At 69.1% G+C, this 24,115-nt stretch carries 27 protein-coding genes; 14 read left to right on the top strand and 13 right to left on the bottom strand.

All coding sequences use genetic code 11. From position 1 onward, the window contains the following. Nucleotides 1-23: 23 nt before the first annotated feature. Nucleotides 24-2,018: a glucans biosynthesis glucosyltransferase MdoH gene (mdoH, locus tag DDF67_RS07605; RefSeq protein WP_109100325.1), complete on the bottom strand. Its 1,995-nt coding sequence runs from the start codon at nucleotides 2,016-2,018 to the stop codon at nucleotides 24-26. Nucleotides 2,019-2,302: 284 nt separating this feature from the next. On the opposite strand from mdoH, the gene DDF67_RS07600 reads away from it, so the two are divergent. Next, nucleotides 2,303-2,653, top strand: a complete 351-nt coding sequence (locus tag DDF67_RS07600; protein WP_109100292.1) for a copper-binding protein — start codon at nucleotides 2,303-2,305, stop codon at nucleotides 2,651-2,653. A gap of 139 nt (nucleotides 2,654-2,792) precedes the next feature. On the opposite strand, the gene DDF67_RS07595 is transcribed toward DDF67_RS07600, so the two are convergent. Continuing rightward, a complete protein-coding gene (locus tag DDF67_RS07595) occupies nucleotides 2,793-3,818 on the bottom strand; it encodes an NADP-dependent oxidoreductase (RefSeq protein WP_109100291.1) in 1,026 nt (341 codons plus the stop codon). Between the two features lie 107 nt (nucleotides 3,819-3,925). Between DDF67_RS07595 and DDF67_RS07590 the strand changes: the two genes are divergently transcribed. Then, nucleotides 3,926-4,855, top strand: coding sequence for a Gfo/Idh/MocA family protein (locus tag DDF67_RS07590; protein ID WP_109100290.1), 930 nt, complete (start codon nucleotides 3,926-3,928; stop codon nucleotides 4,853-4,855). Nucleotides 4,856-4,871: 16 nt separating this feature from the next. Here the strand turns inward: DDF67_RS07590 and DDF67_RS07585 are convergent, their stop codons facing one another. Further along, on the bottom strand, nucleotides 4,872-6,053 hold the full coding sequence (locus tag DDF67_RS07585; protein ID WP_109100289.1) for an MFS transporter: 1,182 nt from the start codon (nucleotides 6,051-6,053) through the stop codon (nucleotides 4,872-4,874). A 131-nt stretch (nucleotides 6,054-6,184) separates the two neighbouring features. Here DDF67_RS07585 and DDF67_RS07580 point away from each other — a divergent pair, with 131 nt between their 5' ends. The 6 genes from DDF67_RS07580 to DDF67_RS07555 all read left to right on the top strand — a co-directional run bounded on the left by DDF67_RS07580 (nucleotide 6,185) and on the right by DDF67_RS07555 (nucleotide 12,639). Further along, nucleotides 6,185-7,066 (top strand): LysR family transcriptional regulator, encoded by an 882-nt coding sequence (locus DDF67_RS07580; RefSeq protein WP_109100288.1) that lies wholly within the window; start codon nucleotides 6,185-6,187, stop codon nucleotides 7,064-7,066. Nucleotides 7,067-7,141: 75 nt separating this feature from the next. Next, nucleotides 7,142-7,696: a sugar O-acetyltransferase gene (locus tag DDF67_RS07575; protein ID WP_269845441.1), complete on the top strand. Its 555-nt coding sequence runs from the start codon at nucleotides 7,142-7,144 to the stop codon at nucleotides 7,694-7,696. 96 nt (nucleotides 7,697-7,792) lie between these two features. Continuing rightward, nucleotides 7,793-8,200, top strand: a complete 408-nt coding sequence (locus DDF67_RS07570) for a VOC family protein (RefSeq protein ID WP_109100287.1) — start codon at nucleotides 7,793-7,795, stop codon at nucleotides 8,198-8,200. Nucleotides 8,201-8,317: 117 nt separating this feature from the next. Beyond that, entirely contained in the window at nucleotides 8,318-10,480 is a 2,163-nt protein-coding gene (locus DDF67_RS07565; RefSeq protein ID WP_109100286.1) for a TonB-dependent receptor, read from the top strand. After that, nucleotides 10,480-11,628, top strand: coding sequence for a PepSY-associated TM helix domain-containing protein (locus tag DDF67_RS07560; RefSeq protein ID WP_109100285.1), 1,149 nt, complete (start codon nucleotides 10,480-10,482; stop codon nucleotides 11,626-11,628). Before DDF67_RS07565 ends, DDF67_RS07560 begins: the two co-directional genes overlap by 1 nt. Nucleotides 11,629-11,745: 117 nt before the next feature. Continuing rightward, nucleotides 11,746-12,639 carry a hypothetical protein gene (locus tag DDF67_RS07555; RefSeq protein ID WP_109100284.1) on the top strand — a complete coding sequence of 298 codons (894 nt, stop codon included), beginning with the start codon at nucleotides 11,746-11,748 and terminating at the stop codon, nucleotides 12,637-12,639. Between the two features lie 13 nt (nucleotides 12,640-12,652). Here the strand turns inward: DDF67_RS07555 and DDF67_RS07550 are convergent, their stop codons facing one another. Further along, complete coding sequence (locus DDF67_RS07550) at nucleotides 12,653-13,171, bottom strand: MOSC domain-containing protein (RefSeq protein WP_109100283.1); 519 nt, start codon at nucleotides 13,169-13,171, stop codon at nucleotides 12,653-12,655. Further along, entirely contained in the window at nucleotides 13,171-15,588 is a 2,418-nt protein-coding gene (locus DDF67_RS07545; RefSeq protein WP_109100282.1) for a UvrD-helicase domain-containing protein, read from the bottom strand. The genes DDF67_RS07550 and DDF67_RS07545 overlap by 1 nt, the downstream gene beginning before the upstream one ends. 110 nt (nucleotides 15,589-15,698) lie before the next feature. Between DDF67_RS07545 and DDF67_RS07540 the strand changes: the two genes are divergently transcribed. Both DDF67_RS07540 and DDF67_RS07535 read left to right on the top strand, forming a co-directional pair. Continuing rightward, nucleotides 15,699-15,923 carry a hypothetical protein gene (locus DDF67_RS07540; protein ID WP_109100281.1) on the top strand — a complete coding sequence of 75 codons (225 nt, stop codon included), beginning with the start codon at nucleotides 15,699-15,701 and terminating at the stop codon, nucleotides 15,921-15,923. A 32-nt stretch (nucleotides 15,924-15,955) separates the two neighbouring features. After that, nucleotides 15,956-16,177, top strand: a complete 222-nt coding sequence (locus DDF67_RS07535) for a hypothetical protein (protein ID WP_109100280.1) — start codon at nucleotides 15,956-15,958, stop codon at nucleotides 16,175-16,177. Nucleotides 16,178-16,306: 129 nt separating this feature from the next. On the opposite strand, the gene DDF67_RS07530 is transcribed toward DDF67_RS07535, so the two are convergent. Next, a complete protein-coding gene (locus tag DDF67_RS07530) occupies nucleotides 16,307-16,516 on the bottom strand; it encodes a ribbon-helix-helix domain-containing protein (RefSeq protein WP_109100279.1) in 210 nt (69 codons plus the stop codon). A 91-nt stretch (nucleotides 16,517-16,607) separates the two neighbouring features. Here DDF67_RS07530 and DDF67_RS07525 point away from each other — a divergent pair, with 91 nt between their 5' ends. Next, on the top strand, nucleotides 16,608-17,390 hold the full coding sequence (locus tag DDF67_RS07525) for a Coq4 family protein (protein ID WP_109100278.1): 783 nt from the start codon (nucleotides 16,608-16,610) through the stop codon (nucleotides 17,388-17,390). Between the two features lie 4 nt (nucleotides 17,391-17,394). Here the strand turns inward: DDF67_RS07525 and DDF67_RS07520 are convergent, their stop codons facing one another. Further along, nucleotides 17,395-18,321 carry a LysR substrate-binding domain-containing protein gene (locus tag DDF67_RS07520; RefSeq protein ID WP_109100277.1) on the bottom strand — a complete coding sequence of 309 codons (927 nt, stop codon included), beginning with the start codon at nucleotides 18,319-18,321 and terminating at the stop codon, nucleotides 17,395-17,397. Nucleotides 18,322-18,416: 95 nt separating this feature from the next. Between DDF67_RS07520 and DDF67_RS25500 the strand changes: the two genes are divergently transcribed. Then, nucleotides 18,417-18,569 (top strand): hypothetical protein, encoded by a 153-nt coding sequence (locus DDF67_RS25500; RefSeq protein WP_158278012.1) that lies wholly within the window; start codon nucleotides 18,417-18,419, stop codon nucleotides 18,567-18,569. Nucleotides 18,570-18,587: 18 nt separating this feature from the next. Here DDF67_RS25500 and DDF67_RS07515 read toward each other — a convergent pair whose 3' ends face one another. From DDF67_RS07515 to DDF67_RS07500, 4 genes are read right to left on the bottom strand one after another with little or no spacing between them, the layout of a single operon-like run. Then, nucleotides 18,588-19,160 carry a hypothetical protein gene (locus tag DDF67_RS07515; protein WP_109100276.1) on the bottom strand — a complete coding sequence of 191 codons (573 nt, stop codon included), beginning with the start codon at nucleotides 19,158-19,160 and terminating at the stop codon, nucleotides 18,588-18,590. Then, nucleotides 19,161-19,337 carry a DUF4169 family protein gene (locus DDF67_RS07510; RefSeq protein ID WP_109100275.1) on the bottom strand — a complete coding sequence of 59 codons (177 nt, stop codon included), beginning with the start codon at nucleotides 19,335-19,337 and terminating at the stop codon, nucleotides 19,161-19,163. A 10-nt stretch (nucleotides 19,338-19,347) separates the two neighbouring features. Further along, on the bottom strand, nucleotides 19,348-20,259 hold the full coding sequence (locus DDF67_RS07505) for a DUF6807 family protein (protein WP_109100274.1): 912 nt from the start codon (nucleotides 20,257-20,259) through the stop codon (nucleotides 19,348-19,350). Continuing rightward, on the bottom strand, nucleotides 20,256-20,843 hold the full coding sequence (locus DDF67_RS07500) for a glutathione S-transferase family protein (RefSeq protein ID WP_109100273.1): 588 nt from the start codon (nucleotides 20,841-20,843) through the stop codon (nucleotides 20,256-20,258). Before DDF67_RS07500 ends, DDF67_RS07505 begins: the two co-directional genes overlap by 4 nt. Before the next feature lie 153 nt (nucleotides 20,844-20,996). Between DDF67_RS07500 and DDF67_RS07495 the strand changes: the two genes are divergently transcribed. Continuing rightward, nucleotides 20,997-21,233 (top strand): DUF2171 domain-containing protein, encoded by a 237-nt coding sequence (locus DDF67_RS07495; RefSeq protein ID WP_109100272.1) that lies wholly within the window; start codon nucleotides 20,997-20,999, stop codon nucleotides 21,231-21,233. A 96-nt stretch (nucleotides 21,234-21,329) separates the two neighbouring features. Here the strand turns inward: DDF67_RS07495 and DDF67_RS07490 are convergent, their stop codons facing one another. Next, nucleotides 21,330-22,532 (bottom strand): pyridoxal phosphate-dependent aminotransferase, encoded by a 1,203-nt coding sequence (locus tag DDF67_RS07490; RefSeq protein ID WP_109100271.1) that lies wholly within the window; start codon nucleotides 22,530-22,532, stop codon nucleotides 21,330-21,332. Between the two features lie 289 nt (nucleotides 22,533-22,821). On the opposite strand from DDF67_RS07490, the gene DDF67_RS07485 reads away from it, so the two are divergent. Then, complete coding sequence (locus tag DDF67_RS07485; RefSeq protein WP_109100270.1) at nucleotides 22,822-23,406, top strand: hypothetical protein; 585 nt, start codon at nucleotides 22,822-22,824, stop codon at nucleotides 23,404-23,406. Nucleotides 23,407-23,570: 164 nt separating this feature from the next. On the opposite strand, the gene DDF67_RS07480 is transcribed toward DDF67_RS07485, so the two are convergent. After that, on the bottom strand, nucleotides 23,571-24,104 hold the full coding sequence (locus DDF67_RS07480; RefSeq protein WP_109100269.1) for an NADPH-dependent FMN reductase: 534 nt from the start codon (nucleotides 24,102-24,104) through the stop codon (nucleotides 23,571-23,573). Nucleotides 24,105-24,115: the final 11 nt, after the last annotated feature.

The following is a 24,115-nucleotide window of genomic DNA, read 5'->3' as shown; positions in this document are numbered from 1 at the left end:
CTTCAGCTTCGATGATCGGGCGTTCAGGCCGCGGTCTGCTCGGCGCTCGCCAGAACGGGAGCCTTGGCCTTGCCGACGTTCCAGCGGACCGGCGGCTCGCAGACCGGGCCGAGGGCGGCGCGGACGATGGCCGGCGGCGTGCGCTCGTCGGGGGTCATGAACAGGCCGTTGGCCTTGATGGCCAGGCCCGCGGCCTTGCTGGCGCCCAGCATGGTCAGCGGCACGGCCAGGATCAGGCCCGCCAGGATCGGCGCGGTGGCGGTCAGCAGGTCCGGGGTGAACCAGAACATCGCGGCCAGGGCTAGGCCCGTGGCGCTGATCCAGCCCATGGCGGCGCAGGCTTCCTTGAAGGCGACCTTGTCGGCGTCGCGACGCTGGGCGCTCCAGCCGCCGACGCGGCCGGCCAGGATCTCGACCAGGGCGCGGGTCTGGGTGAACATCAGCATCGGGGCGACCAGGGCCGAGAGCAGCATCTCGACGCCCAGGCCGGCCATCACGCGGCGACGCCCGCCAAAGCCCTTCAGCTCGTGCTTGCGCATGAAGATGAGGGTGGCGCCCAGGATCTTGGGGCCAAACAGCAGCACGAAGGTGATGATCATCGCCCAGGCCGTGGCCTGGATCTCGCGCCAGTCGATCAGGGCGTGGGCGGCGGCCTGCAGGTCGGCCATCGTGAAGGCGGCCTTCTTCACCTCGGGCATCAGGGCCCGCGAGATGACGCCGGCCGACAGGGCCACGAACCAGATCGGCGACAAGGCGTAGCTGAGCACGCCGATGACCAGGTGCAGGCGGCTCATCCAGTGCAGACCCTTCAGGCCGACCAGCGGCACGTGCTGCACGTTGCCCCGGCACCAGCGACGGTCGCGGGTGGCGAAGTCGAGCAGGTTGGACGGGCTCTCCTCGTAGGAGCCTTCCAGGTAGGGGGCCAGATGCACGGCCCAGCCGCCGCGGCGCAGCAGGGCGCTTTCCAGGGCGTCGTGGCTCATCACCTCGCCGCCGAAGGGCTTGGGGCCGTTCAGCGAAGGCAGGCCGCAGGTCTGGGCGAAGGCCTTGGTGCGGATAATGGCGTTGTGGCCCCAGAACGAGCTTTCCGAACCCGACCACCAGGCCAGGCCCGTCCAGGCCACGCGGCCATAGAGCTTGGTGGCGAACTGCAGGGTGCGGGCGAAGATCGTCTGGCCGTTGATGATCGTCGGCATGGTCTGGATAAGACCCACGCCCGGGTGGCGCTCCATGGCGTCGGCCAGGCGCACCATCGCGTCGCCGGTCATCAGGCTGTCGGCGTCGAGCACCAGCATGTGCTCGTAGTCGCCGCCCCAGCGGGCGACCCAGTCGGCGACATTGCCGGCCTTGCGGCCCGCATTGTCGGCGCGGCGGCGATAGAAGACATGGCTGGAGGCCTCGCGACGGAAGCGGGCGAAGCAGGCCTGTTCGGCCAGCGCCACGGCGGCGTCGCGGGTGTCGGAGATGATGAAGATGTCGAAGGCGCGGCTGTTTCCGGTCTCGGCGATCGAGGCGTCCATGGCCCGCAGGCGGGCGAACACGGCCTGGGCGTCCTCGTTGTAGACCGGCATCAGGATGGCCGTGCGGGCGCGCGGCTTGGGCATGGGCCTGGAGCTGTCGATGCCCAGCGGGTCTTTCGGCGTGCGCAGCAGCACCACGAAGCCGGCGACGGCGGTGACGAACCACAGGGCGAGCGCCAGGAACAGCGGAACCAGCAGAGTCAGGCAGATGGCTTCCAGGCGGGTGACGCCGCCCAGGGCCACGGTGTCGAACGTGGCCTTCCAGCCGGCCGCGCCCATGATGGCGGTGGCGATGAAGATCACCCAGCGGCGCATGACCGTTTCCGAGCCCGGGCCGCGCACGGCGCGGGCCGCGCCCTGCCAGAAGCCCAGCGGCTGGACCGGCATGGCCAGGGGCGCCTCGGTCGGGATCTCGACCCGATCGCGCGGGGAGATCACGGTTTCGAAGGCTACCGGCGTGGAGGTGGCCAGGTCGAAGAAGGCGCCGCGTTCGGTCATCGGGTCCGTCTCGGTGATCCGACCGTGGTCGGACGAAATGCAGAGCTTCGATTTCGCGCCGAACGCCTTCACGGGACGCCTCCGGTCCGCTAGGGATCGGTCGCGTTCAGCAAGGGTCTGGCGTTGAACGAAGTCCGGCGGAGGAAACCGCCGACGCAACTAGAGTAAAACTTCGATCACGAAATCGCTATCGAAAATGTGATCGATTTCGCAGGTGCGGCGAAAAATCTGTGCAAGTGCGCAAAAATCGGCCGCGTGGACGGCGCTGAAAGTTGGGCAAGGCTATGAAATTCAAGGCGGTTTTTGCATTTCTGGCGGTTGCGGCCATTACGGGTTGCGGTCCAGGCGGCAAGGGCGAAGGCTCGAAATCCCCCTCCGCCCAGCCCGCGCCGCCAATCTCGACGGCGCCGCAGCATGAGACTCAGGGCGTAATCGCGACCGTCGATGGCCAGATCCTCACGCTCGATCACGACGGCGCGAGCGCCGCGCCGCTGGCCGCCGGCCGCACCACCTTCCAGGCCTATGGCGACGTGCTGGCCGAAGCCCCGCTGCAGCCGGGCGCTCGCGTGACGTTCAAGTTCCGCAAGGTCGCCGTGGGCGAAGGCTGGGAACTGACGGAGATGCGGGGGCGGTAAAAGAGCCCCTTCCTGTGGGAGAGGTGTCCGCGAAGCGGACGGAGAGGGGGGAGTGGCTGATGAGCGCCAGCCCCCGCGGAAGCTGAAAACGTCCCCCTCCGGCCCTTCGGGCCACCTCCTCAAAGGGAGGATCCGTGTCCTACAGCTTCACCAGCATCTTCCCGAGGTTCTCGCCCGAGAACAGCTTGATGAAGGCTTCGGGGGCGCGATCGACGCCTTCGACCACCGTCTCCTTCCAGGTCAGCTTCCCGGAATTGATCCAGTCGGCCATGTCGCGGACGAAGGCCGGGAACAGGTCGTAGTGGTTGGAGACGATGAAGCCCTCCAGCCGCAGGCTCTTGCCCACAGCCATGATGATGTTGGAGGGGCCGGCTGCGCGCTCGGTGTCGTTGTACTGCGAGATCATCCCGCACAGGGCGAAGCGGGCGAACGGGCGGGCCGAGTTCAGCGCCGCTTCCAGGTGCACGCCGCCCACGTTCTCGAAATAGACGTCGATGCCCTTGGGGGCGACCTTGGCCAGTTCCGCGACCACGTCGGGGGTGGCCTTGTAGTCGATCACGTGGTCGACGCCGATCGACTTGAGGAAGGCGACTTTCTCGGGGCCGCCGGCCGAGCCGATGACCGTGTGGCCCTTGATCTTGGCGATCTGGCAGACGACCGAACCCACCGCGCCGGCGGCGGCCGAGACGAAGACGACGTCGCCTTCCTTCACGGCGGCGACGCGCAGCAGGCCGGCATAGGCGGTCATGCCGGGCATGCCGGCCACGCCCAGGAAGGTCTGGGGCGGCATGCCGTGGGTGGAAAGCTTCATGATCCCGCCCATCGGCCCGGCGGCGGCCAGGGCCTTGGGGTTGGCGTTGTAGGCCTCGCGCCAGCCGAACATCGAGCTGACGGTGTCGCCGACCTTGAAGTCCGGATCGTTTGAGGCCGTCACCTCGCCGACCGCGCCGCCTTGCAGGGCCTTGTCCAGCTCGAACGGCGGCACGTAGCTCTTCCGGTCGGTCATGCGGCCGCGCATGTAGGGATCGACCGACATGTAGAGGTTCCGGACCTGGATCTCGCCGTCGCCGGGAGGGGCCAGCTCGACGCTGGCCAGTTCGAAGTTCTCGGCGGCCGGCACGCCGACGGGGCGGCTCTTGAGGCGGATCTCACGCGACATGGTCATGGCGACCTCCCTGGTCTCTCTGTTCTGGTTTAAACGAATGTTTATCCCTGGGGCGGCCCGGCCGCCAAAGCTTTTCGCAAGCGGTCGAAGCGGCTAGAGACGGGTCCATGACCCAAGAAGCGCAAGTCCAAGCTCTCAAGGCCGGTGTTGTCGGCGCCGGCGTGTTCGGTGGCTACCACGCGAAGAAATATGTCGAGCTGCCGGGCGTCGAGCTCGTGGCGGTGTTCGATATCGATCTGGCCCGCGCGCAGGCCCTGGCGGGGCCGCTTGGCGCCGAGGCCTATGACGACATGGACGCCTTCCTGGCCGCCGTCGACGTGGTCACCGTCGCCACGCCCGCCGTCCATCACGCCAAGGCCGCGCTGGCGGCGCTGAAGGCGGGCAAGCCGGTCTATTCCGAAAAGCCGCTGGCGGTGAGCCCCGAGGATGCCGACGCCCTGATCGCCGCCGCCGCCAAGGCCGGCGTGCCGCTGGCCTGCGGCCACCAGGAGCGCGTGGTGTTCCAGGCCATGGGCCTGCTGGACATTCCCGAGCAGCCCACGCGCCTGGAAGCAGTGCGTCGCGGCACGCCGTCGGACCGCAATCTCGACGTCTCGGTGGTGCTGGATCTGATGATCCACGATATCGACCTGGCGCTGGCCTTGTGCGTCGCCGATCCGGTGGCCGTGGAAGGCGAGGGCGAGGCCGATCGCGGCTACGGCCTGGACTGGGTGAAGGTGGAAGCCACCTTCGCCAACGGCTTCACGGCCGTGTTCGACAGCTCGCGCGTGGCGGAGGCCCGGGAACGGACCATGAAGGTCGTCTTCCCGTCGGGCGAGGTCGAGATCGACTTTCTGGCCCGCGCCTTCCGCAACACCACGCCGTTCCCCCTGATCGAGGACTTCACCGAGACCCCGGCCGGCAAGGATCCGCTTGGCCAGAGCGTGGCGGGCTTCCTGAAGGCCGTGCGCGGCGAGGCCCCGCGTCCGGTGGTCACCGGCGAGGAAGCCGCCCGGGCGCTCGACCTGGCCCTGGCGGTCGAGCACTCGGTGGACTGAAGAAAGGGCGGCGGCCTCAGCGCCGCCCCTTCAGGCTCGCCACCTGCAGCACGGTGGCGATGGCCGCCAGGCCTGCGCCCATCAGGGCCACGCTGCTCCAACCGCCCAGGTTCCAGGCCGCCGCTGCGGCTGCCGAGCCGGCTGCGCCGCCTAGGAACATCCCGCCCATGAACAGGGTGTTCAGCCGCGCCCGGGCCTCGGGCCGCAGGGCGTAGACGAGGTGCTGGTTGGAGATCAGCGCGCCCTGTACGGCGAAGTCCAGCAGGATCACGCCGACGACCATGCCGATGATCGACACCCAGGTCCCGAACAGGATCCACGAGGCCAGGGTCAGCACCGCGCCCAGGGCGATGGTCAGGTGCGGGCCGCGCCTGTCGGCCACGCGGCCGGCGATCGGCGCGGCCAGCACGCCCACCACGCCGACGATCCCGAACAGGCCGGCGACGTCGGCGCCAAGCGAGAAGCGCTGCTGCAGCTGCAGGGCAAGGATGGTCCAGAAGGCGGTGAAGGCGGCGAACAGGCTGGCCTGGGTCAGGGCCGCCAGGCGCAGCTCCGGGAATTCGCGCCACAGCTTGCCCAGCGAACCCAGGAGGTCGGCGTAGGAGAGGTCGGTGTCGGGCTTGCTGCGCGGCAAGGCGAGCGCCATCAGGGCGGCGGCCGAAAGCGCGATCGGCGCGCCCAGCCAGAACATCGCCCGCCAGCCGCCGTGGGTGGCCACGAAGCCGGCCAGGGTGCGCGAAAGCAGGATGCCGCACAGCAGGCCCGACATCACCGTGCCTACCGTCGCGCCGCGCTTCTCGGGGGCGGACAGATGGGCGGCGAAGGGCACGATCTGCTGGGCGACGGTGGCGCCCGCGCCGACCAGCAGCGAGGCCAGCAACAGCAGGGCCGCGTTCGGCGCCGCGGCGGCGGCGACCAGAGAGGCGGCCAGCACCAGGAACTGCACGACGATCAGGCTCTTGCGCTCCATGCGGTCGCCCAGCGGCGTCAGCAGGAAGAGGCCGGCGGCGTAGCCCAGCTGGGTGGCGGTGGGCACGAAGGCCGTCAGCGGGCCGGGCAGGTCGCGCTCGATCAGTCCCAGCATCGGCTGGTTGTAATAGATGTTGGCCACGGCCAGGCCGGCGGCGGCGGCCATGGCGAAGGTCAGGCCCCGGCCCAGGGCGGGCGAGGCGTCGGATGATAGGGCGGCGGTGCTCATGATCGGCTCCAGGCCGCCCAGGGAATGGGGGAGGGGGCGGCGTTCCGTGTCAGTCGCCGAGCTATATAGAGCATCCCGTCGCTGTTTATAGTATGGCCTTGCGGTAAGCTGGCATAACGGAATTCGATAGAATGGACCTCGCCGACGTCGGCGTCTTCGTGGAGGCCGCGCGGGCCGGCAGCCTGGCGGGCGCGGCCCGTCGCCTGGGCATCACGCCGATGGCCGCCTCCCGGCGCATGGCGGCGCTGGAGCAGGAGGTCGGGGCCCGCCTCGTTCACCGGACCACCCGCGCCCTGTCGCTGACCACCGAGGGCGAGGCCTTCCTGCCCCACGCCCAGGCCATGCTGGAAGGCGAGGCCGCCGCCCGCGCGGCGATCCGCCCGTCCGACGCCGGGGCCTCGGGCCTGCTGCGCGTGACGGCCTCGGCCGCCTTCGGCCGCAAGGTCGTGGCTCCGGCGGCGGCGGCCTTCATGCACGCCAATCCCGAGGTGTCGGTCGACCTGCTGCTGACCGACAGCATCGTCGACATCGTCGCTGGCGGCGTCGACCTGGCCATCCGCATCGCGCCGCTGCGCGACAATTCGCTGGTCGCCCGGCGCCTGGCCGACAACCCCCGCGCCCTGTACGCCGCGCCGGACTATCTGGAACGGCGTGGTGTCCCGACCAGGCTGGCCGACCTGGCCGAGCACGACTGCCTGGCGATGAGCGGTGCGACCCATTGGGCCTTCGTCGCCTCCGGCGGCAAGCCGGTGCAGCAGAAGGTCGCCGGACGGTTTACGGCCAGCGGCATCGAGGGGCTGCATCAGGCCTGTCTCGGCGGCCTGGGCGTCACCCTGCTGTCGGCCTGGGACGTGCGCGACGAGGTCGCCGCCGGCCGCCTGATCGAACTGCCGCTGGCGGACGCGGCCCTGCCCAGCTGGTCGATCTGGGCCGTCTATCCCACCGCCCGCCAGGCGCCGGCCAAGGTGCGGCTGTTCGTGGCGGCCCTGGCGCAGCGGCTCAGCGAGGGCTGAGCGCGGCCTTTTTCATTGTTTGCAGTCCGCCGCCGGTCCATCCCCCGGAAACTGTTTCGTATTTTGGAGGCCGCCTTGACCGACACCCGCACCCAGAAAGAGCGCATGCTGGCCGGCGACCTCTACAATCCGATGGACGCCGAGATCGTCGCCGACCAGGAGAAGACCCTGGCCTGGATGGAGCGCTTCAACGCCCCGGGCCAGACGATCGCCCAGCGCCATGCGCTGCTGACCGAGCTGTTCGGCGGCGTGGGCGCCGGGGTGAACATCCGCGCGCCGTTCCACTGCGACTACGGCTACAACATCACCCTGGGCGACGGTGTGTTCATGAACTTCGGCTGCGTGATCCTCGACGTGGTGGCCGTGACCATCGGCGACCGCACGATGATCGGCCCGAACGTGAAGATCTTCGCCGCTGACCACCCGCGCGACGCCGACACTCGCAAGACCGGGCTGGAGTTTGGCCGGCCGGTGGTGATCGGCAAGGATGTCTGGATCGGCGGCGGGGCGATCATCGTCCCGGGCGTCACCATCGGCGACGGCGCGGTGATCGGTGCGGGCGCGGTTGTCACCCGCGACGTGCCGGCCGGCGCGACGGCCGTGGGCAATCCGGCCCGCGTGAAAGCCTGACGATACCAAGCCCGACAAAAAGTTCGGGCAAGGTGTCGGGGCGGGGCCGCAGCCCGCGTCCTTGGCCCGACAACCAGATACTAGGGAGCCGCCATCATGCGCATGATCTTCGTCAACCTGCCGGTCGCCGACCTCGACCGCTCCAAGACCTTCTTCGAGGCTCTGGGCTTCTCGATCAATCCGCAGTTCAGCGACGAGACGGCCGCCTGCGTGGTGGTGTCCGAGACGATCTTCGTGATGCTGCTGACGCACGACAAGTTCCGCCAGTTCATCAACGGCGAGATCGGCGACGCCCATGCCGCCACCGAGGTGCTGACCTGCCTGTCGGCCGAGAGCCGGCAGGAGGTCGACGACCTGCTGGCCAAGGCCCTGGCCAACGGCGGCAAGGCCTGGAAGCCGATCACGGACATGGGCCCGATGTACGGAGCCAGCTTCCAGGATCCCGACGGCCACGTCTGGGAGGTGATGCATATGGACATGGCCGCCATGGCGCAGGCGGGCTAGCGGCCCAAAGCCGATGGGCGGGCAGGGCGGACTGCTCGCCTGTCGGATACTATTTCAGGATTGAAACTCAGTCGCAGTTGCGCCTATAGCCGCCGTCTCAATTTCTGGGGATGGTCCATGCGACTCCGTTTCTCGCGCGCCGCCGCCCGGCGCGCCCTGTTCTCGACGCTCAGCCTGGCCGCGCTCTCGATCAGCGCCGCCGCGCATGCCCAGGCGCAGGGGAGCGATGTCGAGCAGGTGGTCGTCACCGCCGCCCGCACCAGGCTGCCGGTCACGGCGCTGCCGCTGACGGTGGACGTGATCGAGAGCCGAAACCTGGAGCAGCAGCTGGCCGTCAGCGGCTCGGTGATCGACGCCATCTCGAACCTGTCGCCCTCGTTCTCGCCGACCCGCGAAAAGCTGTCGGGCTCGGGCGAAAGCCTGCGCGGCCGCTCGCCGCTGTTCGCCATCAACGGCATCCCGCAGTCGACCCCGATCCGCGACGGCTCGCGCGACGGCTACACGATCGACCCGTTCTTCGTGGAGCGGGTGGAGCTGATCTACGGCTCCAACGCCCTTCAGGGCATCGGCGCCACCGGCGGCGTGGTCAACCAGGTGACGGTCGGCCCGCCCCGCAGGGACGGCGTCTCGGGCAAGGTGCTGACCCAGACCACCATCGGCCATGACATGGGCGACAGCGTCGGCGCCAAGATCGGGGGGCTGGTCGCCTGGCGCGAGGGCGCGTTCGACGTCACGGCCGGCGTCGCCTGGGAGAAGCGCGGCGCCTTCTACGACGCCAACGGTCGCCGCATCGGCATGGACAACACCCAGGGCGACGTCCAGGATTCCAAGGCCCTGTCGTTCTTCGGCCGCCTCGGCTGGCAGCTGAACGAGACCGTCCGTCTTGACCTCGTCGCCAACCGTTTCGAGCTTAAGGGCGACGGCGACTACGTGACGATCACCGGCACGGCGCCAGCCGTAACCGACGGCGTTCGGGCCAAGCGCCTGCCGACCACTTCGATCCGCGGTCCGGTCCCGGGTGCGCCCGCCGCCAACCGCGTCGAGACCCTGTCGGCTCAGCTAACCGACAGCGACCTGCTGGGCGGCGATTTCACCGCCCAGGTCTTCTACAACCGCTCGCGCGACACCTTCGGCGGCGACATCAGCGCCACCTTCCAGGACGTGCGCATCGCGCCGGTTGGCACGCTGTTCGACCAGTCGTCGAACCGCTCGCGCAAGCTGGGCGCGCGGATGAACTATGAGCGCGAAGTGCCGGGCATCGAGAATCTGACCGCCACGGTCGGCCTCGACGCCATGAACGACCGCACCGAGCAGATGCTGACCGTCACCGGCCGCGCCTGGGTGCCGCCGACCAAGTTCCAGAGCGTCGCGCCCTTCATCCAGGGCAACTACGCGCTGCTGGACGGCCGCCTGCGCCTGGCCGGCGGCGTGCGCTTCGAGAACGTCGAGCTGAAGGTCGACGACTTCGAGACCCTGGCCTCCTACGGTTCGCGCAAGGTCGCCGGCGGCAATCCCGACTTCAAGGCGACCCTGGCCAACGGCGGGGTGGTGTTCGAGCCGACCTCGGGCTTGCGCCTCTACGCCAGCTACGCCGAGGGCTACACCGTGCCGGACGTCGGCCGGATCCTGCGGTCGATCAATGTCAACGGCGTCGACGTCGACACCTACCTCAGCATCGAGCCGATCGTGTCGAACAACCGCGAGATCGGCGGCGAGTGGAAGCGCGGCCCGATCGACGCCAGCGTCGCCTATTTCTGGTCGTCGTCGAAGCTGGGCCAGTTCCTGGTCAAGAACTCCGGCGGCATCTTCGACGTGCAGCGCCAGAAGGTCGCCATCGAGGGTCTCGAGGTCAACGTGAAGACCAGGACCTCGGTCCCGGGCCTGGACCTGTCGGCCGGCTACGCCCGCCTGCGCGGGCAGACCGACGCCAACGGCGACGGCCGCCTGGACACCAATCTGGACGGCGCCAACATCTCGCCCGACCGCGTCAACCTGGCGGCCGACTATGCTGTCGGCGACTGGAACCTGCGCCTCCAGGCCCGCGCCTACCTGAAGCGCGACATGGGCAACGCCCTCGTGAAGGACGACTTCGACGGCTACACCCTTGCCGACGCCTTCGTCCGCTACCGACTGCCCGTGGGCGACCTGTCGCTGGGCGTGCTGAACCTGCTGAACAAGCAGTACATCACCTACAATTCCGACACCGTCGCCCCGGCCAAGGACAAGTTCTACGCCGGTCGCGGTCGCACCGCGACGCTGGGCTGGACGGCGCGCTTCTGATGAGGATCCTGCGGCTCCTGCACCGCTGGTCAGGCGGTTTCATCGGCCTGCTGCTGGCGGTGCTGGGGTTCACGGGCGCCCTGCTGGTGCATGAGGACGCCTTCCTGCGCGCCACCGTGCCCCATGCCGCCGACGTCCAGCGGCAGGATACCGCCACCCTGGCGGCGGCCGCGACGCGGATCTTCGCCGCGCAGGACCGCCCGCGCTCCATCGTGCTGGCGACCGAGCGCAAGGGCCTGCACAAGCTGTCCTATCCCGGCGAGACGCAGAAGGGCGCCTATGCCGACCAGGACGGCGCCGTCGTCCAGGCCTGGACGTCCAAGTGGACGCGGCCGGAAGTATGGCTGTTCGACGTCCATCACCACCTGCTGGCCGGCGACGCAGGCGACATCGTCGGTGGGATCGCCGGCCTGGCGGGGCTCGGCTTCGTGATCACCGGCCTGATCCTGTGGTGGCCGACCCGGCGGATGTTCCAGCTGCGCGCCTGGCCGCGGGCGATGAAGCGGCCGGCCATCGTCCATCACCATCGCGACCTGGGCGTGCTGGTGGCGCCGTTGCTGATCCTGTCGCTGACCACGGGCGCGACCATGAACCTGAAATGGTTCTCGCAGGCCCTGCGCGCGCCGTTCTCCTCGCCAGCGACGATGGACAAGGCTTCGGCGGCGCCGAAGATCAAGGGCGGCAAGCTGGCCGCCGACCTCGACTGGAACAAGGTGATCGGCCAGGCCCAGGCCAGGTTCCCGGGCGCCGAGGTGCGGACCATCGGCCTGCCGGCCAAGTCCGGCGGCCTGATCGCCATCCGCCTGCGTCAGCAGCCCGAGTGGCTGACCAACGGCCGCACCATGGCCTGGTTCGACCCGGCCACCGGCGCGATGGTGGCCTCGCGCGACGCCCAGGCCATGCCGTTGGGCTCGCGCATCACCAACGCCGACTTCCCGCTGCATGCAGCCAAGGTTGGCGGTCTGGCCTATCGCCTGGTGATGACGGTCTCGGGTCTGGCCCTGACGCTGCTGGGCTCGCTGGCGGTGGTCACCTTCTGGGGCAATCCCTCGGGCCTGCCCAAGCGCCGCAAGAAGAAGGCGGCCGCGCCGCCCAAGGCCAAGACCGAACCGAGGCCGCAGCCCAAGCCGGAACCCGTCGAGGCCTGAGCCTCGCTATGGGGGGAGGGCGCTGCGGCGAGCGTCCAAACTAGGGTTTTCCCCAGTTTCGGCCGGCGACTGCGTCGCCGCAAAATGACGGCCCCTGTTCACGAAAGGCGTCCGATCATGGCCGACAACTCCAACGACAGCGGCGGCTCCTCCGGCGTCGGAGGCGTTTCGGGGACGGGCGGCGCCTCGACCGCGGACCGGGCGGAGGCCGCGCGCGACGCCATGGACGCGGGCCGCACCACGGCCGAGAAAGCCGCAGAAGCCATGGTCGCCGACGCGGTCAGCACGCTGGGCGCCGTCTGCAGCGTCAACACCCAGGCCCTGGCCCAGGCCGTCGCCGCTACGCCGGTGGACGTCCGTGCCGCCGTCATCGACGCGGTGGCCGACAAGCTGGGACCGCTCCAGCAGGCTCAGTTCGAGCAGGACCTGGCGGCGGCCACCTTCACCGAGAAATTCACCCAGGCTCCCGACATGTCGCCCCGCGCCTGGGAAGGTTTCCAGGCCGGCTTCACCGGCCAGCTAGGAGCGGCCGGCGGCATGGTCGGTGTCGAGCTCGGCGGGCCGGCCGGCCTGTCGGGGACCTGGGACGCCACGGTCGGGGCCGGGCCGGTGTCGACCAGCCTGCGCGACGGCACGGTCTCGGTCAGCGCGCCGCTGGGCGGCCTGTTTTCAGGGACCTACAGCCACACGCCGGGACTGGACGGCGATATCAACCGCGTGGGGATCGCCATCGGCGTCGACAAGGGTCCGGCCGGCGCAGGCTTCGAGGTCAATGTCGACGTCGGTCCCAACGAGCCGGCCACCACGCTGCAGGGGACCTGGCAGGACCGCGACGCCAACGGCAAGATCCAGGCGGCCGGCGAGAACGTCGACAATCGCAGGACGACCGAGTTCGGCCCCGGGGTGTTGTCGACGGTCTATGATTCCACCGGTCGGCCGACGCAGTACAACACCGGCGTCGTGGCCAACGACCCCAACAACCTCGATCGGGCCATGCGCGGCCTGAGGTAGGGGCAAAACAGGCTCAGCCCTCGACCGTCACCGCATCGCCCACGGTAATCTCGCCGCCCTCGATAACCCGGGCGGTGAGGCCGCCCCGGCCGCGCACGGCGTTGTAGCCGCCCTCGCCGAGAATGTCGTTCATGCGGCTGCACGGATGGCAGCCGCCGGTGGCTTCCAGCAACACGCCGCCGACCCTGAAGCGCTTGTCGGAGAGGCCCAGCAGGTTGATGCCCTCGACCACCAGGTTGCGGCGCAGGTCGAAGGGCGAGGCGGGGCCGGCTTGGCCCAGGAAGGCGGCGATGGCCGAAAGGTCCTCGGCCTGGATCAGCGTCACCTGGCGGGGGCCGTCGGCGCGGCCGGCATGGTGGTCGCCGATCAGGCCGGCCTCGACCGTAACCTCCGCCCGCTCGACGTGGACCAATGCCGCGCGGCGGGCAGGGCGCAGGCCGATCCAGGCCAGGCGGCCCGGCCGCATGGGTCCGGCGATCAGCCGGGCGAGGGGGCTGTCGGGATTGATCCCGCGTTTCGCCCCCACCGCCATCAGGCCTTCTCGACGAAGCTGTCGATGACCTTCTTCTCGCCGGCCTTGTCGAAGTTGACGGTCAGCTTGTTGCCCTCGATCGAGGCGACCTTGCCGTAGCCGAACTTGACGTGGAACACGCGGTCGCCGCGGCTGTAGGCGCTGTTGGTCGGGGCCGAGACGGCCACCAGCCGGCCTTCGCCCTCGATCGGCTTGGCCCGCGCGGCCGAGCCGCCGCCGCGCCAGGCGGTGTTGCCGCCCGAGCGCTCGCCGAAGCCGCGTGACGTCTGCTGCACCCGGTCCTGGGCCCGTTTCCAGCCGGGGCTGTCGTAGCTGCCGCTCTGGAAGGCGCTGGTGCCCGGATCGTCCCAGCGCGACGAGACCGTCTGCTGCATGCCCGGACCGCCGCCGTAATAGCCGGTCTCTGAGCCCGCATCGACGTGCTCCAGCGGCAGTTCGTCGACGAAGCGGCTGGGGAGTTGCGAGGTCCAGCGGCCATAGACCTGGCGGTTGGCCACGAAGCTGATGCGGGCCTCCTCGCGGGCGCGTGTGATGCCCACGTACGCCAGGCGCCGCTCTTCCTCGAGACCCTTCTCGCCCTTGTCGTCCATGCTGCGCTGGCTGGGGAACACGCCTTCCTCCCAGCCGGGCAGGAACACCAGCGGGAACTCCAGGCCCTTGGCCGAGTGCAGGGTCATGATCCAGACGGCGTCGCCGGTGGCCTCGCGGTCGAGGTCCATGACCAGCGACACGTGCTCCAGATAGGCCTCCAGGCTGTCGAACTGGCCCATCGACTGGACCAGTTCCTTGAGGTTTTCGAGGCGCGTCTGGCTCTGCGGGCCTTTGTCCAGGCGCAGGGCGTCGGTATAGCCGCTCTCCTCCAGCACCATCTCCAGCACCCGCTGGTGGTGCATGTTTCCGATCTGGGCGCGCCAGCGGTCGAGGTCGCGGATGAAGTTGCTGAGCGCGGTGCGCGTGCGGGCCGGCAGGTCGTCGCTGCCGATGATCACCCGGGCCGCCTCGACCGTGGAGATTCCCTCGACGCGGGCGATCTGCAGCAGCTTCTGCACAGAGGTGTCGCCGATGCCGCGCTTGGGCGTGTTGACGATGCGCTCGAAGGCCAGGTCGTCGTCGGGCGACTGGATCAGGCGCAGATAGGCGTGGGCGTCGCGGATTTCCGCCCGCTCGAAGAAGCGCGGGCCGCCGACCACCTTGTAGGGGATCTGCAGCATCACGAAGCGCTCTTCGAAGGCGCGCATCTGGAACGAGGCGCGCACCAGGATGGCCATCTGGTTGTAGCGGCGGCCCGCGCGCTTGGCCTTTTCGATCTCGTCGGCGACCATCCGGCTTTCGGCCTCGCCGTCCCAGACGCCGCTGACCTTGACCTTCTCGCCGCCGGTCTCCTCCGTCCACAGGGTCTTGCCCAGGCGGCCCTTGTTAGCAGTGATCAGGGTCGAGGCGGCGGCCAGGATGTGCTCGGTCGAGCGGTAGTTGCGCTCCAGCCGCACCACCTTGGCGCCGGGGAAGTCGCGTTCGAAGCGCAGGATGTTGTCGACCTCGGCCCCGCGCCAGCCGTAGATCGACTGGTCGTCGTCACCCACGCAGCAGACGTTCTGGCGGCCCTGGGCCAGGAGGCGCAGCCACAGGTACTGGGCGACGTTGGTGTCCTGGTACTCGTCGACCATCACGTACTGGAAGCGCCGCTGGAAGTCGGCCAGCACGTCGGGATTGCCGGTGAAGATCGTGATGTTGTGCAGCAGCAGGTCGCCGAAATCGCAGGCGTTCAGGATGCGCAGCCGCTCCTGGTACTGGCGATAGAGGCTGATGCCCTTGCCGTTGGCGAATTCGCCGGCCTCGCTGGGCGGTACGCGGTCGGGCGTCCACCCGCGGTTCTTCCAGGCGTCGATCAGTCCCGACAGGATGCGCGGGGTCCAGCGCTTGGCGTCGATGTTCTCGGCCTCGATCAGCTGCTTGAGCAGCCGCTCGTTATCGTCGGTGTCGATGATCGTGTAGTTCGACTTCAGCCCCACCAGCTCGGCGTGGCGGCGCAGGATCTGGGCGGCCACCGAGTGAAAGGTGCCCAGCCATCGCAGGCCCTCGGCCTCCGGACCGATGATGTGGGTGATCCGCTCGCGCATCTCGCGCGCGGCCTTGTTGGTGAAGGTGACGGCCAGGATCTCCCACGGCCGCGCGCGGCCCGTCGCGAGAATGTGCGCCAGGCGCGTGGTCAGCACCCGCGTCTTGCCGGTGCCCGCGCCGGCCAGCACCAGGACCGGGCCCTCGGTGGTGACCACGGCTTCGTGCTGCTCGGTGTTGAGGCCGCTCAGATAGTCGGGCGCGGGGCCGCCGCCGGCGGGAGCCTGCGGCCGGGCGAGGTCGGAGATGCGCGGAGCGGGGAGGTCGCCGAATGGGTCGGTCGAGTCGAAGCCGGAAGACATGGGAACATATGTAGCACAAACTTCTTCAGGCTTAAGCCCCGGAGGGGCCTTTGCGGAACCCTGGCCGCGACCCTCCCGTTGTTCGGCTGGGACGAAACAGGAGCAGGAACATGGCGGAAGAGAGCAAATCGGGCGGGGGCAACAGCGGCCTGGCCTTCATCGTCGGCGCCCTGGTGGTCGTCGTGGCGGTGATCGGCTTCATGGTCTTCTCAGGCGGCCTCACCCAGAAGAAGTCGGTGGACGTCGACATCACGGCGAGCGCGCCCAAGCTGCCGGACGCCCCCAAGATGCCCGAAGCGCCGAAGGTCCCAGAAGCGCCCAAGGCGCCCGGCTGAGCCGAAGCCGGTCCAAACGAGAGGAGGCGGGCATGGCTCGCCATCACCAACATCATCATGAAGGGGCCTGGAGCGGCGCCGCCATGCTGGCGGTCCTGCTGCTCGTGGCCCTGCTGATCTACGCGACCTGGCGCTCGGGCCTGCTGGCCGTGCGCCCCGATATCGCCGAACTGAAGCTGCCGAATCTCGCGCCGCCCACCATGCCGGCGCCCAACCCCGAACCGCTGCCGGCGCCCGTGCCGCGGCCGGGATAGGGAGAGAGAATCTCCCCTTGGGGAAGCGGCCAAAGGCCGGTGGGGAAGCTGCCAGCTTTCTTTGCGTTGGCAGGTTCGGCTGTTCCGCGCCCTACCGATCGCTTCCCCCAGAGGGGAGGTTCCTTGCGGTCAGCCGCCCGCGCGTTGCAGGGCGAAGACCCGGCAGGCCGAGGCCAGGGGGCGTTCGCCCCGGCCCGCGTCGATGCGTTGGATCAGGGCGGCGATGCTGACGGCGTCCTGCTTGGCGACGCGCTCGAGCGCGGCCCAGAACTCGGGCTCGAGGGCCAGCGAGGTGGCGTGGCCCGCCAGGTTCACCGATCGCTTCTTCAAACTGCCCATCGGCGCAACTCTCCGGCGGAACGTCGGTTCGGCTCTTGATTAAAAATGACGGCGTGTCATCTTTAGTGACGCCACGCCGGGAGCATGCCTGATGAGCACAGCCGCGCAAGTCCTTGACGCTACTTCCGCGCGTCCTCCGCTGGGCGCCCGCGATGCGAGCTTCCGCCTGCAGCCTTTGCGGGCGTTTCGCGCCGTCCGTCGGTTGATCGCCGACAAGGAGGACACGGCCCAGGTGTTCGAGGTGATGCGGGCCCTGTCCGGCCGGGCGATCCCCAACGGCTATGCCCGCCTCCTGAAGACGCCGCAGGGCGGGGCGATCGCCTATCGCCGCGAGGAGTTCGCCGACTGGCTGTCTGACGAGGCGTGGCTGGCCCAGTTCCAGCCCGGCACGGTGGGCGCTGCCTATCGCGACTTCATCGCCCCGCGCGGCCTGACCGCAGAAGGCCTGGCCGAGGAAAGCCGCAAGGTCGCCGACGCCGACATGGACGCAGCCCATCCGCTCTTGTGGTACGCCCGCCGCCTGCGCGACGTGCACGACGTGTGGCACGTGCTGACCGGCTACGGCACCGATGCGCTGGGCGAGGTCTGCGTGGTGGCCTTCTCCTATGCCCAGACGCGCAGCCTGGGTTTCGCCCTGATCGCCTTCGCCGGCGCCCAGGAGTTCCGCCGCCTCAGGGACGGCCAGCCCTACGGCAAGGCGGTGCGCGAGGCCTGGCGGGCCGGGCGCAAGGCCGCCTGGCTGCCCGAGGTCGACTACCCGGCTCTGTTCGCCATGCCGCTGGACGAGGCCCGGCGCATGCTTGGGATCGTCCCGCCCGCCACCTACCAGGCCATTCCGCAGGATCTGCGCGAGCACTACCAGCGCGCCGCCTGACCTTTCAGGGCGCTAGCCTGGCCGGATACCTGACGATGGCCGGGTCGGTGGCCACGGCGTCGAGGATCCAGTCGCGGAAAGCGGTGATCTTTCGCACGCGTCTGCGCTCTTCCGGATAGACCAGCCAGTAGCCGCCGCCATAGCTGGGCGCGATGTCGAACGGCTGCACCAGTCGGCCGGCCGCGATGTCGGGCGCGAAGAAGATCGGCGAACCCAGAGCCAGTCCCTGGCCGGCCATCGCCGAGGCCACCTCGAGCGACTGGGCGTCGGCTTCCAGGCGCGGTGCTGCGACGGCGTCGGGCGGGCTGACCCCGGCGGCCTCGAACCAGATCGCCCATTCCCGCGCATTGCCGATCCGCGTCGCCTTCAGCAGGTCTGCCGGGCGCTCGAAGCCGCCCGCACTCGCCAGGAAGTCGGGCGAGCAGAGCGGCGCCTGTACGAACGGCATCAGAAAATGACTAGTCAGGCCCGGCCATGGTCCGGCGCCGCTGCGCAGGCCCAGATCCGCCTCTCCGCGTGACAGGTCGCGCATTGCGTGGGAGGTCTCCAGGCGCACGGCCAATCCTGGATGGGCTAGTTGGAAGCCGCCCAGGCGCGGCGCCAGCCAGTGCGTCGCCAGGCTCTGCAGGGTGGTTACCGCCAGCACGCCTTCGTCGCTCTCGACCAGATCGGAGAGAGCCGCGCGCAGCAGGGCCATGGACTCCGTGGCGGCCCGCGCCAGCCGCTCGCCCGCCGGGGTCAGGTCGACCTCGCGCACCCGGCGCACGAAGAGGGGCTGGCCCAGCCGCTGCTCAAGGCTCTTCACCTGCCAGCTGACGGCCGCCTGGGTGACGCCCAGCTCGTCGGCGGCGCGCGTGAAGCTCTTCAGCCGGGCGGCGGTCTCGAACGCGCGAATGGCGCCGAGCGAGTATGAAGCGAGGATGTCAGTCATAAGTCTGGCTTATCCATAGCTCAACGAACCACGTTTGTCGCGCGCCTCGATCCCGCCGATCTTCCCAGCGCTACGGGGAAACAGGAGATGCGCCCATGGAAGAGTTCCACAAGACCCATAAGGAAACCACGTTCGGCTGGGTGTGGGCGATCGGGCGCCTGATCGCGGCCTGGAAGCGGATGGGCGAGGTCCCGGCCTCGCCGGCGGTCGGCTGCTGCGACAGCCTGCCCAAGGGGCGGGCTGTCTAGTTCCGCGCTGAGCGCGGTTCAGCGCCTCAGGCGGCGCACGACGCGCAGGGCGATGAAGCCCGCAAGCAGCGTCAGGATAGCCGAGGCGGCGGTCCGCCAGTGAACCTTCCGGCGCCTGTCGGCCTCGGCTTGCGCCGACAGCCGGGCCTTCTGGTCCTCGGGCTTCAGCAGCCAGTCGGGGCCAGACTTGGCGCCGAGCAGGATCCTGCCCGGCGGCGCGCCGGCCGTTCCGGGCAATTCGTAGTAGCGCACGGCGACATAGCGCCGGGCGTGGTCGCCGAACCTGCCGCCACCGGTCAGGCAGGCGTCCCTGGCGGTTTCCGATTTCGCCGGCGGCGGCGCGCAGGCCAGGCGAAGCTGACGGCCGTCGACAGTCTCGAAGGCGTAGCCGCCCGGCGCGGGCTTGTCGGTGGGTGTCGAGAACACGCCGATCGTCAGCACTGTCTCGTCGCGCGGCGGCGGCGACCAGGCAGGATCCAGCGGGACGATCCAGTTCCAGAACGCATGCCAGCCCACGAAGGCCGCCAGGATCGGGGCCGCGCGAACCGCCGCGTCGCGCAGCGGCCAGGGGGCGGCGGCTTGCTCGCCCAATCAGTCCTCGCGCTTGGCGCCGTCCAGGGTGCGCGACAGCTTGTCGGCGCGGGCGGCGTCGAGGGTCTTTTCGGCCTTGGTGCGGCCGAAGCGGGCGCGGTTCTCGGCGGCCGCCTGCTTGGCGTCGGTCTTGGCCTTGGCCTTGCGGGCGTGGTTGAGGTTGAGGATCTCGGCCATGGTCGGGTCTTTAGGACTTGGGCTTGGCGGCCGGGGCGGGGGTGCGCTTGCTGGCCGGGCGGATGACGAGGGTTTCCTGCAGGCGCAGGCTTTCACCCTTCTTGATCACATAGGGCGCGCGACCGGGGAAGACGCAGTTCTGCATCGACAGTTCGTTGCGCAGGATCCAGCGGGTGACTGGCTTGCCATTGGCCTTGCAACTCAGCCCCACCGTCCAGGCCGGAACGCCGGGAGCGGCGGGCCAGGCGAAGCCCATCGCCTTGCCGGCCTCGATGGGTTCGTTCTGGGCTTTGACCTGCTTGCCGTTTGAGCCGAACACCAGGGCGTCGGGCCGGATCAGCCGGATCGAGAAGCCGCCATAGCCCTTGACGTCGTTGCTGCCGCCCAGCGCCAGGCTGTCCGTGCGGGCGGTGATGGTCGTGTCGAACTCGATCCGCCGCGCGCCCCCCTTCAGCGGGTGGACGATGATCGAGGTCGTCTCGGTGGCCGCATAGACCACCTCGGGCCCGGAATTGACCAGCCAGTCGGCCTTGATCGTCAGCTTGCCGCGCCCGGCCGCGTCGCCTTCGAAGCTGCGGTCGTGGATGTTGAAGGTCAGGCCCTGCATGAACCAGCCGTCGCCGATGCTCTTGCCGTCGACCAGCACCTGATGCCAGCTCCAGAAGGCGCCGCGCTGGTGGAGGTGATCGGCCGGGCGGTCCTCGGTCAGCACCGTTCCATCCGGCGCGTAGAGCGGATGGACGTAGTTGGAACGGCCCGGCTCCTTGGCCGGGTCCAGCGGCTTGGTGCGATAGACCAGCACGGTCTTGCCGTCCTCGGTGACGGTCAGGGCGTCGTCGGTGAGCACGGCGTCGATGCGGCCGGCAAGGGCTGGCGTCGCGGCGGCCAGGAAGAAGACGGCGGCGAGTGCGGCTTTTCTCAAGACAGGTCGTCCTTGGCCAGGGCGCGGGCGAGGGCGGGGCGGGCGTTGGCGCGGGCCAGCCAGTCGTCATAGACGGCGTGGGCCGGCAGCATCTGGCGGGCGAACTGCAGCAGGCTGACGAACAGGATATCGGCCGCCGAGAAGCGCTCGCCCAGCAGCCAGGGCTGCTTCTCCAGCGTGGTGCGCAGGCGTTCGTCCAGGGTGGCGTATTGCTCCCTGTCCTGATCGTCCTGGCGCCGCTTCCAGAGATTGGTCACCGCCGGCTCCAGCACCCCGGCATAGTAGGCCAGCCATGACAGGTAAGGCCCGCGATGCGGGTCGCTGATCATCGGGCCGAGACCGGAGGCGGGGAACTTGTCGGTCAGGTAGAGGGCGATGGCGGCGCTTTCGGTGACCAGCACCCCCTCGTCGAGCAGGGCCGGCACCTGGCCGTGCGGGTGGGGATTGCGCGGATCGCGCGCGCCCGTGCCGCTGATGCTGCGGAAGATGTCGACCTTCTCGATGTGGTAGGGCGCGCCCAGTTCCTCCAGCAGCCAGAGGAAGCGCGTCGAGCGCGATCGCGGGGCGTGGAACAGGGTGAGCATGGCGCGTCTCCGGGCGGACCGTTCGGCCTGCGATCCTGCCGGCGAACGTAAGGCGAACGTGCCTGGCTCGCAATCGGGAAACCAACGATCGCCGATGGCCGTTTCCATGCCAAGGCGGCGCCGCCAGGACGCCGCCGATGGGAGAACATGTCCATGATGGATGCATCTCAGATTCGCGAGCATCTCGAAGTGGTGGGCTCCGACGGCAAGCACGTCGGCCGGGTCGACCACGTGGTCGGCACGGAGATCGAACTGGCCAAGCTCGATCTCGGCGGCGGCCTGAAGCACCACCTGATCCCGCTGTCGTGGGTCGACCATGTCGACGAGGAGATCGTGCACCTCAGTCTGACCCAGGAAGACGCCAAGGCCCGCTGGCGCGAGAAGCACTGAAGGTCGTTGCGTCCTGCAAACGAAAAAGGGGACCGGCGCGAGCCGATCCCCTTTGATCGCAGGACTAGAGCGACAATCTAGCGCTCTAACCAACGCCTACTTCACGTTGGCGCAGAAGCGCTGGATGCGCGAGCAGGCGTCCTCCAGCACGTCGTTGCTGGTGGCGTAGCTGATGCGGAAGAACGGCGACAGGCCGAAGGCCGCGCCGTGCACGACGGCCACGCCCTCGGTTTCCAGCAGTTCCACGGCGAAGTCCTCGTCGCTCTCGATGACCTTGCCCGAGGGGGCGGTCTTGCCGATCAGGCCGGCGCACGAGGGATAGACGTAGAAGGCGCCTTCCGGGGTCGGGCAGTGCAGGCCGGTGGCCTGGTTCAGCATCGACACGACCAGATCACGGCGTTCCTGGAACAGCTTGGCGTTAGGCTTGATGAAGTCCTGCGGGCCGTTGAGGGCTTCGAGCGCCGCCCACTGGCTGATCGAGCAGGGGTTCGAGGTGGTCTGGCTGATCATCTTGCCCATGGCCTTGATCAGCGCCTCGGGACCCGCGGCGTAGCCGATGCGCCAGCCGGTCATCGAATAGCCCTTCGAGACGCCGTTCATCGTCAGGGTGCGGTCATAGAGCTTGGGCTCGACCTGGGCGATGGTGGTGAACTCGAAGTCGTCGAACACCAGGTGCTCGTACATGTCGTCGGTCAGCACCCAGACGTGCGGGTGCTTGAGCAGCACGTCGGCGATCGCCTGCAGCTCGGCGCGGGTATAGGCGCCGCCCGAGGGGTTGGACGGGCTGTTGATGATCAGCCACTTGGACTTGGGCGTGATCGCCGCTTCCAGGGCCGCCGGGGTGATCTTGAAGCCGCTTTCGGCGGTGGTCTCGACCGACACGGGCGTGCCGCCGGCCAGCAGGGTCATGTCGGGGTACGACACCCAGTACGGCGCGGGGATGATGACCTCGTCGCCCGGGTTCAGGGTGGCGACGAAGGCGTTGTAGATCACCGGCTTGCCGCCCGGGGCCACGTGCACCTGGCTCGGCTTGTATTCCAGGCCGTTCTCGCGCTTGAACTTGGCGCAGATGGCCGCCTTCAGCTCGGGCATGCCGTCGGGGTCGGTGTACTTGGTCTTGCCGGCCTTGATGGCGGCGATGGCCGCGTCCTTGATGTTGTCCGGGGTGTCGAAGTCCGGTTCGCCGGCCGAAAGGGCGATCACGTCGCGACCGGCGGCTTTCAGCGCGCGCGCCTTGGCGCTGATGGCGATGGTGGCCGAAGGTGCGATGCGCCGCAGGGCGGCGGACTCGAGCGACATTGTCTTGGACTCCCCTGGAAAGGACCGGTTTCAGGATTGCGGCGGTCTTTACGCCCGCCCCCCTCGCGGCGCAACGCGAGAGCGCCGGGAAAGCGCGGCTTCTTGCAAGGTTGTGGCGGTCTTGCTACCGCTAACATCGAAAAACAAGGTTCCGTGGCGCGCACAACGGAACCCCGCGTCGGGGGACGTGGTCGGAGCATTTTCGACAATCCTCCAGGGAAGGAGAGGGCCGTTCGTCCGCATCGGCGGGCGACTGGAAAATCATGCCTTTCGGAAGGGGGAAGCCATCATGAGCAAGACGATTCTCGGTGCCGCCGTCGCGGCGCTCGCCCTGTCGCTGTCCGCGCCGGTCGCCACGGCGGCCGACGAGGGAATCATGAAGTACGCGATCAACAAGCCGTCGACGGCCTGGAACGTCTACGGTCCGGGCCAGACCAACGCCTACGTCAAGGACAAGGCCGTGGTCGGCGGCGGCGGGGTGCGGGTGGCGGTAGCCACGCCCGACCCGGCGGCGGCCTGGCGGGTGTCGGGCAGCCAGGCCGTGAACGGCAAGATCGCCAAGGGCGACGTCATCACCGTGGCTTTCTGGGCCAAGGCCGAGGCGGTCGAGGGCGGCGCGCCGACGGCCACCGTGACCAATGTCCGCGTCCAGCAGTCGGCAGAGCCGTGGGGCGGCATCGTCGAGGGCGGGGCCATCAGGGTCGATAGCGCCGAGTGGAAAATCTACACCGTCAGCGGCCGCGCCACGATGGACGCCGACAAGGGCGGAGCGGCGGTGTCGCTGCACCTGGGCTCGGCCAGGCAGACCTTGGTGCTGGGGCCGCTGTTCGTGCTGGACTTCGGGGCCAACTACGATCCGTCGCAGGTGAAGTAGGGGCTGGGGATTAACCCGATCAACAACCCGTAAAACCCCCGCGAAAGCGGGGGGCTAGGCTTTTTCTGAAACGCGGGACGCTCAACGATAAAACGCCTGGGTCCCCGCTTTCGCGGGGATTTTAGGGAAAAGGAATGCCACGAGGACCTCTGAAGGGATCTGGCTCAGCCCCTCACGATCTCCGCGAACTCCGCCACGTGTCGGCGCAGCGCCTCGATCGTGCGCTCGTCAGTCAGGACGCCGCCCTCGATCTTGGTGTGGACCTGGCCGACCAGCACGTCGCCCTGGGGTTCGGTGCGGGCGCCGGCGCGGCGCAGGGACAGGCGCAGGGCGTCCTGGGCGCGAACGGTTCCGGTGACCCCCGGCGAGGCGCCGACCAGGCAGCACAGCTTGCCGGCCAGCGGCGCGGGCTTGCCGCGCGAGGCCCAGTCGACCGCGTTCTTCAGCACGCCGGTGATCCCGCCGTTGTATTCGGGGCAGGCGATCAGCAGGCCGTCGGCGGCGCGTACGGCCTCTTTCCAGGCGACGACGGCGGCGGGGTCGCCCTCGGCCTCGACGTCCTGGTCGAAGAACGGCAGGTCGCGCAGCGAAAACAGGGTGATCGACACGCCCTCTGGCGCCAGGTCCTGCGCGGCGCGGAGGAGGGCGGTGTTGAAAGAGCCGGCCCGCAGGCTGCCCGAGACGGCGAGGATGTTCATGCGCGACTCCG

Source organism: Caulobacter endophyticus (genome assembly GCF_003116815.1).
Lineage (GTDB): Bacteria > Pseudomonadota > Alphaproteobacteria > Caulobacterales > Caulobacteraceae > Caulobacter > Caulobacter endophyticus.
This window is presented reverse-complemented; position numbering and strand designations above follow the sequence as displayed.

Coding starts and splice junctions, on each gene's coding strand:
- mdoH (WP_109100325.1), bottom strand. CDS start 2,018: ATGACCGAACGCGGCGCCTTCTTCGACCTGGCCACCTCCACGCCGGTA.
- DDF67_RS07600 (WP_109100292.1), top strand. CDS start 2,303: ATGAAATTCAAGGCGGTTTTTGCATTTCTGGCGGTTGCGGCCATTACG.
- DDF67_RS07595 (WP_109100291.1), bottom strand. CDS start 3,818: ATGACCATGTCGCGTGAGATCCGCCTCAAGAGCCGCCCCGTCGGCGTG.
- DDF67_RS07590 (WP_109100290.1), top strand. CDS start 3,926: ATGACCCAAGAAGCGCAAGTCCAAGCTCTCAAGGCCGGTGTTGTCGGC.
- DDF67_RS07585 (WP_109100289.1), bottom strand. CDS start 6,053: ATGAGCACCGCCGCCCTATCATCCGACGCCTCGCCCGCCCTGGGCCGG.
- DDF67_RS07580 (WP_109100288.1), top strand. CDS start 6,185: ATGGACCTCGCCGACGTCGGCGTCTTCGTGGAGGCCGCGCGGGCCGGC.
- DDF67_RS07570 (WP_109100287.1), top strand. CDS start 7,793: ATGCGCATGATCTTCGTCAACCTGCCGGTCGCCGACCTCGACCGCTCC.
- DDF67_RS07565 (WP_109100286.1), top strand. CDS start 8,318: ATGCGACTCCGTTTCTCGCGCGCCGCCGCCCGGCGCGCCCTGTTCTCG.
- DDF67_RS07560 (WP_109100285.1), top strand. CDS start 10,480: ATGAGGATCCTGCGGCTCCTGCACCGCTGGTCAGGCGGTTTCATCGGC.
- DDF67_RS07555 (WP_109100284.1), top strand. CDS start 11,746: ATGGCCGACAACTCCAACGACAGCGGCGGCTCCTCCGGCGTCGGAGGC.
- DDF67_RS07550 (WP_109100283.1), bottom strand. CDS start 13,171: ATGGCGGTGGGGGCGAAACGCGGGATCAATCCCGACAGCCCCCTCGCC.
- DDF67_RS07545 (WP_109100282.1), bottom strand. CDS start 15,588: ATGTCTTCCGGCTTCGACTCGACCGACCCATTCGGCGACCTCCCCGCT.
- DDF67_RS07540 (WP_109100281.1), top strand. CDS start 15,699: ATGGCGGAAGAGAGCAAATCGGGCGGGGGCAACAGCGGCCTGGCCTTC.
- DDF67_RS07535 (WP_109100280.1), top strand. CDS start 15,956: ATGGCTCGCCATCACCAACATCATCATGAAGGGGCCTGGAGCGGCGCC.
- DDF67_RS07530 (WP_109100279.1), bottom strand. CDS start 16,516: ATGGGCAGTTTGAAGAAGCGATCGGTGAACCTGGCGGGCCACGCCACC.
- DDF67_RS07525 (WP_109100278.1), top strand. CDS start 16,608: ATGAGCACAGCCGCGCAAGTCCTTGACGCTACTTCCGCGCGTCCTCCG.
- DDF67_RS07520 (WP_109100277.1), bottom strand. CDS start 18,321: ATGACTGACATCCTCGCTTCATACTCGCTCGGCGCCATTCGCGCGTTC.
- DDF67_RS25500 (WP_158278012.1), top strand. CDS start 18,417: ATGGAAGAGTTCCACAAGACCCATAAGGAAACCACGTTCGGCTGGGTG.
- DDF67_RS07510 (WP_109100275.1), bottom strand. CDS start 19,337: ATGGCCGAGATCCTCAACCTCAACCACGCCCGCAAGGCCAAGGCCAAG.
- DDF67_RS07500 (WP_109100273.1), bottom strand. CDS start 20,843: ATGCTCACCCTGTTCCACGCCCCGCGATCGCGCTCGACGCGCTTCCTC.
- DDF67_RS07495 (WP_109100272.1), top strand. CDS start 20,997: ATGATGGATGCATCTCAGATTCGCGAGCATCTCGAAGTGGTGGGCTCC.
- DDF67_RS07490 (WP_109100271.1), bottom strand. CDS start 22,532: ATGTCGCTCGAGTCCGCCGCCCTGCGGCGCATCGCACCTTCGGCCACC.
- DDF67_RS07485 (WP_109100270.1), top strand. CDS start 22,822: ATGAGCAAGACGATTCTCGGTGCCGCCGTCGCGGCGCTCGCCCTGTCG.
- DDF67_RS07480 (WP_109100269.1), bottom strand. CDS start 24,104: ATGAACATCCTCGCCGTCTCGGGCAGCCTGCGGGCCGGCTCTTTCAAC.